Origin of the sequence: Cryobacterium sp. Y29 (genome assembly GCF_002929825.1) — a bacterium.
Classification (GTDB): Bacteria; Actinomycetota; Actinomycetes; order Actinomycetales; family Microbacteriaceae; genus Cryobacterium.
The window spans coordinates 41315-54374 of record NZ_PJJN01000024.1; the positions used below are offsets into that span (position 1 = coordinate 41315).

The 13060-nt window shown below is 59.3% G+C and carries 12 protein-coding genes; 2 read left to right on the forward strand and 10 right to left on the reverse strand.

The window, feature by feature from the left end; all coding sequences use genetic code 11:
* Nucleotides 1-70 precede the first annotated feature (70 nt).
* Nucleotides 71-1231, reverse strand: a complete 1161-nt coding sequence (locus CXY74_RS01995) for a sugar ABC transporter substrate-binding protein (RefSeq protein WP_104198884.1) — start codon at nucleotides 1229-1231, stop codon at nucleotides 71-73.
* A 173-nt stretch (nucleotides 1232-1404) separates the two neighbouring features.
* Nucleotides 1405-2640 (reverse strand): epoxide hydrolase family protein, encoded by a 1236-nt coding sequence (locus tag CXY74_RS02000; protein ID WP_146070026.1) that lies wholly within the window; start codon nucleotides 2638-2640, stop codon nucleotides 1405-1407.
* Between the two features lie 212 nt (nucleotides 2641-2852).
* Between CXY74_RS02000 and CXY74_RS02005 the strand changes: the two genes are divergently transcribed.
* Complete coding sequence (locus CXY74_RS02005) at nucleotides 2853-3800, forward strand: 3-keto-5-aminohexanoate cleavage protein (protein ID WP_104198886.1); 948 nt, start codon at nucleotides 2853-2855, stop codon at nucleotides 3798-3800.
* A gap of 55 nt (nucleotides 3801-3855) precedes the next feature.
* Here the strand turns inward: CXY74_RS02005 and CXY74_RS02010 are convergent, their stop codons facing one another.
* Nucleotides 3856-4605: a lipoate--protein ligase family protein gene (locus CXY74_RS02010; RefSeq protein ID WP_104198887.1), complete on the reverse strand. Its 750-nt coding sequence runs from the start codon at nucleotides 4603-4605 to the stop codon at nucleotides 3856-3858.
* Nucleotides 4606-4859: 254 nt separating this feature from the next.
* Between CXY74_RS02010 and CXY74_RS02015 the strand changes: the two genes are divergently transcribed.
* Nucleotides 4860-5828 carry a sugar-binding transcriptional regulator gene (locus tag CXY74_RS02015; RefSeq protein ID WP_158252275.1) on the forward strand — a complete coding sequence of 323 codons (969 nt, stop codon included), beginning with the start codon at nucleotides 4860-4862 and terminating at the stop codon, nucleotides 5826-5828.
* A 52-nt stretch (nucleotides 5829-5880) separates the two neighbouring features.
* Here the strand turns inward: CXY74_RS02015 and CXY74_RS02020 are convergent, their stop codons facing one another.
* Genes CXY74_RS02020 through CXY74_RS02050 form a run of 7 tightly spaced genes read right to left on the reverse strand, consistent with a single transcriptional unit; the run spans nucleotide 5881 to nucleotide 13049 of the window.
* Nucleotides 5881-6552, reverse strand: coding sequence for a 2-oxo acid dehydrogenase subunit E2 (locus CXY74_RS02020; protein WP_104198889.1), 672 nt, complete (start codon nucleotides 6550-6552; stop codon nucleotides 5881-5883).
* Nucleotides 6552-7421 (reverse strand): class II fructose-bisphosphate aldolase, encoded by an 870-nt coding sequence (locus CXY74_RS02025; protein ID WP_104198912.1) that lies wholly within the window; start codon nucleotides 7419-7421, stop codon nucleotides 6552-6554. Before CXY74_RS02025 ends, CXY74_RS02020 begins: the two co-directional genes overlap by 1 nt.
* 39 nt (nucleotides 7422-7460) lie before the next feature.
* A complete protein-coding gene (locus tag CXY74_RS02030) occupies nucleotides 7461-9020 on the reverse strand; it encodes a glycerol kinase GlpK (RefSeq protein WP_104198890.1) in 1560 nt (519 codons plus the stop codon).
* Nucleotides 9017-10741: a glycerol-3-phosphate dehydrogenase gene (gene glpD, locus CXY74_RS02035; RefSeq protein ID WP_104198891.1), complete on the reverse strand. Its 1725-nt coding sequence runs from the start codon at nucleotides 10739-10741 to the stop codon at nucleotides 9017-9019. The genes CXY74_RS02030 and glpD overlap by 4 nt, the downstream gene beginning before the upstream one ends.
* 38 nt (nucleotides 10742-10779) lie before the next feature.
* Entirely contained in the window at nucleotides 10780-11022 is a 243-nt protein-coding gene (locus CXY74_RS02040; RefSeq protein ID WP_092341282.1) for a biotin/lipoyl-containing protein, read from the reverse strand.
* 18 nt (nucleotides 11023-11040) lie between these two features.
* The gene (locus CXY74_RS02045; RefSeq protein ID WP_104198892.1) at nucleotides 11041-12069 is read right to left on the reverse strand and encodes an alpha-ketoacid dehydrogenase subunit beta; all 1029 of its coding nucleotides are present in this window, start codon (nucleotides 12067-12069) and stop codon (nucleotides 11041-11043) included.
* Nucleotides 12066-13049 carry a thiamine pyrophosphate-dependent dehydrogenase E1 component subunit alpha gene (locus CXY74_RS02050; protein ID WP_199183119.1) on the reverse strand — a complete coding sequence of 328 codons (984 nt, stop codon included), beginning with the start codon at nucleotides 13047-13049 and terminating at the stop codon, nucleotides 12066-12068. The genes CXY74_RS02045 and CXY74_RS02050 overlap by 4 nt, the downstream gene beginning before the upstream one ends.
* Between the last annotated feature and the right edge of the window lie 11 nt (nucleotides 13050-13060).

Consider the following 13060-nt stretch of genomic DNA (forward strand, 5'->3'; position numbering starts at 1 on the left):
TCACATAATGGTGATGTGCCTGATCCGGCCCTCGTCGATCAGACGAGGGCCGGATCAGGTGGCCGTAATGCTACGGCTTGGGCAGGACCTCGGGTCCACCGCCGCCGATCAGAGTTGCCGGCTCGGTATCCCACGGGCCCTTCTCGACGAGCTGGTCGACGAAATCAGCTGCAGCGGTGGGGGTGTCGTACTTCAGGTAGTCGCCCAGGGTCTCGGGCGTTACACACTTGATGTCGAAGAAGCTCGTGCGCTTCTCCTTCGGCAGTTCGGACGGAACGATTTCTCCGGTCGCTGCCAGGTAGGCCGTATATAGACCGATGGCGGAGGCCATGTAGCCGCGGTGGAAAGTCTCACCGACGATGGCGTTATTTCCATAGCCCTCCTTCATTAGTTTCACCGTGTCGGGATACAGGCCGTCGGAGGCGAACTTCACTTTGTCCAGCAAGCCCGCGTCGTCAAAGGCCTGGATCGCACCGAGCTGCATGCCGTCATCGGCGCTCCAGACGCCATTGATCTGATCTCCGTACTTGGCGATCAGATCCTTTGCATTCTGGTTAGCGAGCTGTGGGTCCCAGTTCGAGGGCTGGTTCTCGAGAATTTTGATCCCGGGGTAGTTTTCACGCATTTCGGCTTCGAAGCCGGCGACGCGCGTCTGGCTGGTCGTGCTGTCCTGCACTCCGGGGAACATGATGACGTTGCCCTTGCCGCCGAGCGCGTCGCCGATCGCCTGAGCGTTGCAGCGACCCGAGTCCACGCCGGGGTGCTTCTGGAAGGCCACGAAGTTGTCGCCCGCGTCCCAGGGCTCGAAGTTGTCAGGCTTGTTCCACCAGATCGATACGTAGCCACCGGCACGCTTCACCGCGTCCACGATCGTCGGGGTGTCCGAGCTCGCTACGGTGTTGACGAACATCACGACCTTCTTGCCTTGCGCCAAAATCGCCTGGATTTTTGAGATTTCAGTCTGCGACGAGCCCTGCGAGTCGATGATCTCGAGCGGAATGTCGAGTTTTTTGGAAAGAGCCTTAGCCCCCTCGATATTGGCGATGAAGTAGGGGTTGGTGGTGTTGATGACGGATGCGACGAGGACCAGGTCCTCCTTGGCAATGGGGCCGGAGGAAGAAGATCCTCCGGCTCCACTCGCGGTCGACGTGCACCCGGCGAGTGCGAGCGCAGCGACAGCGGCGATGGCGGCGAATCGAACGAGCGCACCGCGATTGTGTTTCAGAGACATCTTTGACTCCTTGTTGGTGGGTGAGGCTTGGACTACGTCCTGTGCATTTTTATTCAGTGCATTTTTTTTGATTCATTGTGAGGATAGAGGCGATGCGTTGCGCACACAAGAAAATTTCGCGTGATTCTTCACCTGTGACCGATTCGTTAGATTCAGCCCCGACAAATCGTGCGTCAGTGCAAAGTGCGGAAGAAATCCCGAACGTCGGTCACATAGATTTCCGGTTCCTCCAAAGGAGCGAAGTGACCACCGCTCTTGTGAACCCGGTATTGCTGGAGGTTGAAGTACTTCTCCGTCCAGGTTTTCGGCGGCTTGTATATCTCGCCCGGGTAGATCGAGACGGCGGTCGGTACTCCCACGACCGGGAACCGGTTGTGACTCGGAGTCCACGGGTTGCCTCGGCACTCCCAGTAGTACCGGGCGGACGTTCCGCCCGTTCCGGTGAGAAAGTACACCGCGGCGGTCGTGATCAGGTCTTCTTTTGGCCAGACACTCTCAAATGCCTCGGTGCCGCTACCGCGTTCCGCGAGGCCCCAGAAGTACCGCTTTTCGGTGATCCAGGCCAGCTGGGCTGCAGGCGAGTCGGTGACGAGCGCCGCGAGCGTCTGTGGCTTCGTCAATTGGAGCTCACCGTAGCCGCTCTCGTTCTCGACGAACAACTTTCCCCGATCGAACCAGCCGGATTCGTCAACGGAGTACTCGCTCGCCGCCGGCAATCCCAAAGCAGGGTCGTACACGATGCCCTCGGGTTGGTCGGGATGCTTTGCGAGATAGTGCGACATCTGCGCGGGAAAGTGCGTATAGACGCCGATGACATCGGATTCATACTTGTGCCCGTGCTGTTGTGCGATCAGCGCACCCCAATCTCCTCCCGCGGTGGCGTAGCGGTCATACCCGAGGATCTGCTTCATGAGAACGTTCTCAAGATCGGCGGTCTTCCAGAAATTCCACCCCGTCTCTGTCAGAGGCGAGGAGAACCCATAGCCGGGCAGGGAGATGAGAACCACGTCAAACGAATCAGACTCCACGCCGCCGAATTTAACCGGATCCGTGAGAGGCTCGATGATTTTGCGGACGTCCCAGAAAGTCCACGGCCAGCCATGGTGGAGAAGCAGCGGCTTCGGATTGGTACCTTTGCCACGCACATGGATGAAGTGCAGGGGAACGCCCATCACGTCTACCTTGAAGTGTGGGAGTTCGTTCATCTGACGCTCCACAGCGCGCCAGTCATACTCATTGATCCAGTAGTCGATGAGGGTGCGATGGTACTCGGTATTGTAGCCATAGCGCCAGTCTTCGTTCCCAAAGTCCTGGGGGAATCGAGTCCGTTTCAGCCGCTCCATCATGTCGTCAAGATCCGCGTCGGGGATGCGGATCTCGTACGGACGAACATCAAACGAGTCCAACAAACTAGAACCTCCTTGTTCCGTGTCGCACACGCGGAGTATTTTTTATTCAGCGACTGCGTGTATATTCATTTTATATCTCATCCGGAGTCCATCTGTCAACGAATCGCGGCAGTCCGGAAGGAACAGGTGGACTGGCCCAAGTATCGTCGTCCGGTTCGGACGAAGCACTAGACCGTTTCGGATGCAGTCATCTCGAGAAAGAGAAGTGAACCATGGTCACTGCCCTCGACAAGTATGCGGATATGAAGCCCAACTGGGACTACCCCGTCATAATCGAGTCTCATATTAACGGCATTCGTACGAAAGAAATGAACCCGAACACCCCGATTTCCTACGATGAGATCGCGGAAGACGCAATTCGATGCTGGGAAGCCGGAGCCGGTGCGATCCACGCCCACAACACCAGTTTCGACCTCATGGGCGAAGACGCGTACAAGGACTATATGCGCACATGGGACAAGGTGTTGCACAAGCACCCTGACATCACCTGGTACCCCACGACCTGCAACAACCTCCGCCTCAAAGGCGACGAGAACGGCCTTCAGCACGTCCCCTTCCTCGTCGAGAAGGCAAACGTTCGCATTGCCTGTGTCGACACCGGACTGACCCTATTCGCCACAGAAACGGATGCCGAGGGCTACCTCGCTGGCCCCGAATTCGGGTTTAACTACGAACGCGTTGGCAGCCAAATCAGGATGCTGCGTGCGCACGGCACCCCCATGGTCTTCGGCGTCTACGAACCGGGCCACCTTCGCCACGCCATGCACTACGTCAACAAGGGACTCTCCACGCCGGGCTCCATGTGGGATTTCTATCTCATCGGGGACTACGGTCTGACTGCCACAGATCCCATCGGAACGAACGGCATGAAGCCAAGTCTCGAGAGCCTGTACTACTACCTCTGGATGATCGAGGAGGCGAAAGTCAAACACCCTTGGTATATCTCGATCTGGGGTCAGGGCTCACTCGACGACACCTCGATCCTCCGCAGGGCAATCGAGCTCGGCGGCCACATCAAGACCGGACTGGAATTGTTTTATGATCCGGCTCGCAATCCGACAAACCTGGAGCTGCTGCAGCAGGCCCAGGAAATCGCCAGGGAAGTCGGCCGGCCCATAGCAACGCCGGACGAGGCGAGGGCACTGTACAACATTCGATGATGCCCAACTGACGGGGGTATTTCGCGCAGCTTCCTGCGCTCGAATGCCAGACTACTTACGCACCCGGATCGTCAATATGGGATATCTGCGGATACGCCCATTTCGAATGTCGCTGCTGGAGCCCGGTCACAAGCTCGAGCACGATTTCGTCGAGTGTTCCCTGGACCCCCTCGCCGCGGACGCTCCCCAAACTCGCTGGGGACCAGTCAAGCTTCATTGCACCGTAGACCGCGTCGACGACTGGCCGCAGTCGCTCAGGGTTTTCCAACACGATGCAAGCGGTGAGCAGTCTGGCACGGCGCATGGCGCGCTGAGCGATTCCTACGACCTTCACCTGCCCTCGCGCGTTGACACTATGGTCCCCCGCACAGTATTCCCCGACGACGGGACCTACTCGAGCATCGAGGCCGAGGTCGCCCAGCACATCCCGAAAACAACCAGCTCCCGCTTCAAAGGCCGCTATGTGATCACCGTAGAATTTCAAGGGGGCCATGAGATCGATGATCAGGCACGTCTGGTCGTACGCCACTGCTCGTCCCCCCGCAAGGCGGATCACTGGGTCAAAGCCGAACCCACGAGCCGCCGCCGAGGCTGCGGCGAATTCAGGCATCAAGCTTTCACGTCGGCTGAATGCCACGGTGGGAATCGGGCGATAGGCCCTGATCCGAGCATGAGCATTGACGTCTGCTTGCACCTCGCGCAGCACGCGCAAGGATTCATCGATGTCGTCCTGCGCTGTGGTGCCGACCCGACCCAGTGATAATTTCGGTACGCGAGTGGGCAACTTCTGGTTCACCTCCGTCATTACGTGCAGGACTCGAACTCTAAATCTGGGCGGAGAAGATCGATAGATTGTTTGATCAGCTGGCGGTGCTCCTCTGCACCGTGAAGTGCGTTCTATCAAAACCAACCTGAAGGGACTGATGTGGGATCGCCATTCGTCGATTTCCTCGCCCCCGGGAACTGAATAAACCTAAACCCGGAGTCTAGAGTGAAATGGATATTCTTGCAACCGACGAATCTTGATACTATTTTGGTAACTGAGTGATGGGAGAAGCTGTGGCTACTGACCTAGAACCGCGCCGGTTCATGACAAAAGTGGCGCGGATGTACTACACCCACGGCATTCGACAGATCGAGATCGCTTCGACCTTGGGCATATCGCAGGCCCGCGTCTCTCGGCTGCTTCAAGCCGCCGAGAAAGCAAAAATTGTGCGAACGATTGTCGTCATCCCCGAGGGCCTGCACGCAGAGGTCGAAGAAGATCTCCAGAAGCGCTATGGCTTGTCCCAGGTTCACATCGTGGAGGCGCTGGATCCAAACGATGAGTCCGGCATCAATCGCGACCTCGGAGAGGCGGCCGCGCTCATCCTCTCGTCAATGCAATTGTCCGGGAAAACTATTGGCTTCACGTCATGGAGCCGGTCACTGCGTTCACTCGTGGCTACCCTCGAACCGTCGAAAAAAAAGACGTCCAGTGCCACGCGCATCGTCGAGATGCTCGGGGACGTCGGCCCGCCACAGTCGCAGCATGATTCCACCCGTTCCACGCAGCGCTTTGCCGACCTGATCGGAGGTGACCCCCTGTTCATCCGCGCTCCCGGGGTTCTGTCTTCTGCGGAAGTGCGTGATGCAATGATTAGCTATGACGCGCACACCCGCGAAGCGATCGCGGCGTTAGATGAGTTGGACATTGCCCTTGTCGGTATTGGCACCTGCAATATCGATGCACCGTTGGAACCGGGCGGCAACTTTTTCACAGTAGAACAATTCGAAATGGCAAAGTCGCTCGGCGCCGTCGGACAGATCAACCTCAGGTTCATCGACGCGGAGGGAATCCCGCTCGAGAGCGAGCTTGATTCCCTGGTGATCGGTGTGACCTTGGCCCAGCTTCCCTCCAACGGCGGACGATTTGCCGTCGCTGGTGGAAGGTCAAAATACGAGGCCGTGCGCGCGGCCCTGCGCGGCCACTGGATCGACACCCTGATCACAGATATGGAAACGGCAGACCGACTCCTGCAGGAGTAATCGCCGGTGGCGGCGGCCCGCAACGCGAGTCGCCGCCACCGAATGCACGTTGTTAGAGCGGCGCTTCCAGTTTCGTCTTCAACGCCTCGAGAAACTCGGCTGCAACCGCGCCATCCAGAGCACGGTGATCCGACGTTAGGGTCAATTCGGCGATGGGACGCCAACCCCCGCCATCCTCAGTCCAGACATTTCGGCGGATCGTGGCCCCAACCGCCAGGATCGCAGCTTGGGGCGCATTCACGATGGCATCAAAGCGGATTACCCCAAGCATGCCGAGATTCGAAATCGTAAACGTTCCTCCGGTGATGTCGTCGCGCCCCAGTCCGCCGGAACGTGCACGGCCGACGATGTCGCGCCTGCGCTGAGCGATCTCTTCAAGATCCAACTGATCGGCGTTGTGAATAATCGGTACTGTCAGACCCTTCTCTGTGGCGACCGCTATTCCGATGTGAGCTCGTGGAAAAGATACGACCGTTTCACCGTCGACGTGAACATTTACCGCCGGCACCACGGTCAGAGCATGCGCGGTTGCGCGAACAAGCACGTCAGTCACTGTCGCCCCCGGCACGACGAGCTTGGCACGTGATGCCTCCGTCATGTCGACCTCCACCGTGAGGTGGAACACCGGCGCTTCCCACGCCGTGACCATGCGCCGCGCTGCGGTTCGACGCATGCCTTTCAGCTCGGTACGCTCACCCTCGTCGAGTTCTAGTGGTTGCGTCATTACGCCCGCGCTTCGGTCAAAACGGCGGTCGTCGAGGCACCGGCACACCCGTATTCACGCATCTTTGCGATCGTCGCTTCGATCATCAGGCGCTTTCCCTCAAGCATGGCGTCTTCGAGCTGGCGGTCACCCTGCGCCCAAGTCTCTTCAATACCGCGGCGAAAGGCATGGCGGAGATCAGTGTCGGCGTTCAGCTTGTGCACGCCAGCCGCGATCGCAGCGCTGATATCCGACTCCGGCACTCCCGACGCTCCGTGCAGAACGAGGGGAACACCCGTCACATCTCGAATGCGCTGGATTCGTTCGATGTCGAGGGGCAGGGGGTCACCGGACGTGATGCCGTGCATCACGCCTGCCGAGATCGCCAGAAAGTCGACACCGGTTTCCGCGACGAATCTTTCGGCTTCGTCGACGTTGGTGTAGTGCGCCGACCAGTCGATACCGTTGGATGCATCGGGAATGCTGCCCAGTTCGGCTTCCACCGGAACGCCGAATGAATGTGCCACCTGAACGACGTAGCGGGTAGTTTTCAAGTTTTCTTCGAACGGCAAGTGGGAGCCGTCGAACATGATCGAGTCAAATCCGAGACGCAGAGCTTCGAAGACCTCATCGTAGGTACCGTGGTCGAGGTGGATAACCGCATCCGCTTCCGTAACGTCGAGTTCATGACGGGTCATGCGGTACGCGGCCTCGAGGCCCAGATGAGGAACGATCGCCCGCCCAACCTGCAGGAAAACTGGTGATTGAGCGAGAATCGACGCTTCAATCAGTGCTTGCGTGGTCTCAGGGTTGTGCATATTGAAACCACCTACTGCATAGCCGCCTGCTCGGGCGCGGGCAACATAGTTTTCGGCTGTCTTCGTGGTCATCATGATCCTCTCGATTGGTTTAGGTGTGGGACCAGCACGTCAGTGTGCGGCCAGTATCGGGACGGAATTTGAAACCGTCCCGTTAGTCGGGTGAGGTGGTGCCGGCGGCATCATGCGCGCGGATCGCACGGCGGCCTGCCAACCGCCGTAGAGCTGGTCGCGGCGATCGCTGCTCATACGGGGCTCGAATACTCGCTCCGCGCGCCACGTTTCGCGCACGAGATCTTGCGCGTTCCACAGACCAACCTCCGCTCCGGCAATATAGGCGACTCCGAGAGCGGTGCGTTCGAGGCCTTCCGGCCGAACGACCGGCATGCCGAGGATGTCTGCTTGGAACTGGCACAGAAAGTTGTTGCAGACTGCTTTTCCATCTACCTTCAGCGACGTCACGTTCATACCGCCGGCGCGCAGCGCATCAAGGTTGTCGCGCGTCTGGTACGCCATGGCTTCGAGTGCCGCGCGAACAATTTGGTCGATGCCCGTGTCAAGAGTCAACCCAAAAATTGATGCGCGGACGTCTTTGTCCCAGTAAGGGTCGCAGAGGCCGGCGAATGCGGGAACAAAGTAGACGCCCTGGGTATCTGTGACCCGTTCTGCGATGCGCTCCATCTCCGCTATGGATCCAACTGCGCGCATCTTGTCACGTAGCCAATGGAGCGTCTGCCCGCTGTGGAATACCACCCCTTCGACTTCGTAGCTGGTGAGCCCGGGAATGTTCATCGCCACGCTGGTAGTCATGCCGGCCAGGAGCAGCGGGCTGCTCCCGACGTTGGCGACGAGCACGCCAGCGGTTCCAAATGTGTTCTTGACTGAACCCTCGTCGAAGCATCCCTGCCCAAAGAGCCCGGCCTGTTGATCAGCGATGATCGCTTGAATGGGTATGTAATGACCCGCACCATCGGGCAGAATGCTGGAGTCAAGGTAGCCAAAGTGCGAATTGGAAGCACGTACCTCGGGGAGAAGCTCCTGAGGGATTCCGTATACGTCGCATAGTCGGTCGTCCCACGCGAGTTCATCGATGTTGAGCAATGCCGTTCGCGACGCTGATGTCGCATCGGTGACGTGCTCGCGCCCACCGGTGAGGTTCCAGACAAGCCAGGTATCGACTGTTCCGGCAGCGTAGGCGCCCGTGCCTGCAAGTGCTTTGAGTCCTGGGACATTCTCGATGAACCAGGCCAGTTTGGGGGCTGAGAAAAACGAGTCGTTCCGGAGCCCGGTGCGCGTGCGGATCTCGGCGTCGAGCCCCATGTCTGACCAGCGCTGCACGATCTCATCGGTCTGATGCGAAGACCACATGATCGCGTTGTGGACGGGGATGGAGGTAGAACGATTCCAGATCAGACAGGTTTCCCGGTGAGTTGTCACCCCGACCGTTGCGATATCGCGCGCCGTCAGCCCCGACCGGTCCATTACCTCGTCGATCGCTGCCCGCATCGCAGTCCACAGTTGGGCCGGGTCAAGCTCGACCCAGCCGTGGTTGGGAAAAAGGGGCGTGAGCGAATTTGATGCCTCCGCGACGATCCGCCCGTCCGTATCGACGAGGACCGCCCGCGCGCTGCTCGACCCTTCGTCGAGCGCGAGAACATAGCGGCCCGTCATAGGTCTGCCCCGCCCTGGAGGGCGACGTCGCCGACGGTCAACCCACTTTCGCGTTCTCCGGATGTCACGCGAACTGGAATTTGCGCTGTGGGTCGGCCGGGGACTGCTAGGTGGCCGAGCCACTCAACGTAGCCGTCGATCTCATTCTGGATACGGTCTTCATCCCAGCCGTTGATCGCCGCCATGATCGTCGCGATCCGCTCGGCGCCCTCGATGCCGTGATCCGGTTCAAACGCCAGCAGGAGACGTCTCGCCATGACGTCCGTGAGAGTTCGGGCAAATTCTTCAGTGATGGCGAAGACTACTTCAGCAGCCAGAGCCCCCGACTTCTCGTCGACGATCTCAGCAAGACTGGAATCGTTACTCACGAGAGCCACTATGTTCGATGCCCGCACTCCGTACAGAGCGAGGAGGCGCTTCGCCACTAACGGTGGCAGAGCGCCGTTCGCAATGAACGCCTTTGAGAACGTCTCATAGTTTGCGACTCGAGCACCTGGAAGTGGGCTCGTCAAAGTGATTGTTTTGACCTTCTTGGCGCCCAGACTGCGAAGCGCCAGGTCGACGGCGTCCTCTGAGAGCTGCCGGAAGGTCGTGAGCTTACCCCCGATGACGGAAAAGAGGCCCTCGACGCCGTCGTCAGCGTGGTCGTGGATGATATGACTGCGCGGAATCTTCCATTCGGGCACACCGGGAGCGTAGGGCAGTGGTCGCACTCCGCTGTATGTGTAAAGAACATCGTCGGTGCTCAGTTTTGCGCCCGGCACCAGAGTGTTGACCTCGTTGAGAAGGTAGTCGATTTCCGACTGTTCTGCGCGAGCAGAGTCCGGCTCCTCGTCGTAGAGGTTGTCCGTGCATCCGATGAGGTATCTGCCCATCCACGGTATGACGAGGACCAGGCGGCCATCGGCCTGCGATTCGTAGTACACGACGTCGCGAGGCGCCCCGGGGAAGGGAGCCACGACGATATGGCTGCCTTTGGAGCCGCCGATGAATCGAGGTGAACTGACTCCCCCAAAATCAGCCAGCAGGCGGTCGACCCACGGTCCAGCGGCGTTCATGACCACCCGTCCGCGCACAGAATGACGTTCTCCCGTGATCGAATCGGTGTACTCGACGCCGCTCACTCGAGAATCGGACTTCAACAGCCCATCGACGCGGGAGTGGGTGACGATGTCGGCCCCGTCACTTTGAGCTGCCACCGCTAGTTCAACACAGAGGCGCTCAGCATATTCAACCTGACCGTCGATGAAGACCGCGGAACCGGTGAGTCCGGCAGGTTCCATCCCGGTGAAGCGGGACAGCACCGCGCGCTTCGTCAGAATGCTGTGATTGGGTTGCTTCTTGTCCCACGAGAGTACGTCGTAGGCGATCATGCCGAGGCGGATCAACCACGACGGCCGCTTGTTGCGGGCGTAGAAAGGCATGAGAAGCGGCACAGGCTTCACGAGGTGCGGAGCGAGCTTGAAGAGACGCTCGCGCTCCTTCAGGGATTCGCGAACCAAGGCAAAGTCCTTATGCTCCAGGTATCGGAGACCACCGTGAATGAGTCGGCCCGACCACGCGGACACGCCGCTGCAAATGTCTTCCTGGTCGATGACGATGGTTCGCAAACCTCGCGCAGCAGCGTCGCGCGCAATGCCGAGTCCATTAATGCCAGCACCCACGACGACGAGATCGTAGGGTGCGCGGGTGTCGCCGGCGTTCACTAAAGATGCGCTCATAGCTCCTCCTCCTTCGTTGTTTTCGTTGAGGCCCGCGTTTAGTCGGTTTCAATCACAGCAAGAATGGTGCGGACCTCGACTGAGGCACCTTCCTCGACCAAGATCTCAACCAGGGTGCCCGTGGCAGGTGACTCGAGAGTTTCCTCAACCTTCTCCGCCTCGACCTCCGCCAGAGGTTCGTCTTCATCGACGTGGTCGCCCACCTTCTTGAGCCACTCGACGATTGCCCCTTCACTCATTCCCATTCCCCACTGGGGAAGCAACACATCTATACGCGCCATTGGGTTCCTCTTTCGTTATTAAACTGCGGCTGCGACCGGCTGAAGCGCCGGCAGGTCGACGACGCGCCGAATGGCGGCCGCAATGGTGGCCTTCGTCGGGTACATCTGCTTTTCGAGCGAGGGGCTAAAAGGAATTTGCATGTCCGGTGCCGTCACACGAATAATCGGGGCTTTGAGAGAATCAAAAATTTCTTCCGCGACGAGGGCACTGATCTCTGCCGCTGCACCACAGGTGCGGTGCGCCGGCTCGGCTACCACCAAACGCCCAGTCTTCGCCACCGACCGCAAAATGGCATCACGGTCGAGTGGAACGAGCGTTCTCGGATCAATGACCTCGACGGACACTCCTTCCCGTGCGAGTTCTTCTGCTGCAGCCACGGCCTCTGGCACTGAGCTCGAGATAGCTACGACGGTGACGTCCGTTCCTTCCCGCGCCGTGCGTGCGACCCCAAGCGGAATCCAAAACTCGTTCTCGTCAACGTCCTCCTTTGCACTCCACAGGAGGCAGGCCTCGAAGCTGAGGATTGGGTCGTCGGAATCGACCGCGGAGCGGAGCAGCCCTTTTGCGTCTGCGGGCGTGGCAGGGGCAATGATTTTCAGTCCGGGGACGTTCATGAACATCGGATACGGACGGTCCGAGTGGTGCGCGCCGGTGTTCAGTCCATAGAACATAGCGGAGCGGAATACTACGGGCATCGAGGCCTGGCCGCCAAACATGTACCGGTTTTTCGCCACCTGGTTCACGAACTGGTCCATGGCCATGTACAGGAAGCTCGAGTAGGAGAGGTCGACTATCGGGCGCAGCCCAGTCATCGCAGCGCCAGCGGCAGCGCCGACAATGCCCTCCTCGGAGATCGGAGTGTTGCGAATGCGATTCTTGCCATACCGCTGCAGAAAATCGCCTTTGTCGCTGCGGGATTTGCCGCCGCCGGTAGTGCCATAGACATTCGCTTCGACGTCTTCGCCGATGATGATGACGCGCTCGTCGGCGTCCATGGCCTCGCGCTGGGCTGCGCCAATAGCACCCAAATAGCTCATCACAGTCATGCTGCGGACTCCTTGTCGGTGTAGAGGTCGTCGAAGGCGACCGAAAGATCGGGGTAAGGACTCGCGTCCGAGAATGCAACAGCCGCGTCGACCTCGGCGAGCGCGGTTGCCTGGAGGCCATCGAGCTCATCGTCAGAGAATCCCTGAGATGCCAGATAGTGACGAAAGAGAACGATGGGATCTTTTTTCAACCACGCCTCGCGCTCACCTGCGTTTCGGTAGTCCGTGCCCAGCCTCAGCCCTTCGGAGTGTTCGTTGTACCGATAGGTCATGACCTCGACCAGTGTGGGACCGTCCCCGGCGCGCGCTCGTGCTACGGCTTCGGAGACCGCATCGTAGACAGCCAGAACATCTTGTCCTTCTTCAACTCTGATTCCGGGCATCCCGAATCCAGCGGCACGTTCGGAAATGATGCCCGATGTTACGGTGTGTGCCGGAGTGCTCAGCGCGTACTGGTTGTTTTCGCACAGAAAGATCATCGGGAGGTCCCACACGCCGGCCATGTTCATCGACTCGTAGAGGACACCCTGATTGGCGGCTCCATCGCCGAAGAAGGCGAGCGCTACTTTGCCGTTGTTCAGCACCTTCGACGACAGGGCTGCTCCATTGGCAATCGGGATGGACGACCCCACAATGCCGGACTCGCCAAGACTTCCCACCGCGAAGTCAGCGAGGTGCAGCGAGCCGCCCTTGCCTTTGCAGACGCCCGTCGCCTTGCCTACGAGTTCAGCCATGAGTGGGCCGAGCGGTGAACCTTTTCCGATGGGGTGCCCGTGGCTGCGGTGGTTTCCACTCATGTAATCACCGGCACCAAGAGCCATCGTGGCGCCGACAACCTGCGCTTCTTGCCCGATGCTGGTATGAACAGTGCCGGGAATGTGGCCTCGTTTCACCATCTTGGATGCGCGCTCATCGAACGCTCGGATTCTCAACATTCGCAGCTGCATTTCACGCAGGGTATCGCGTGCCAGTTCGGCCATTGGGAACCGCC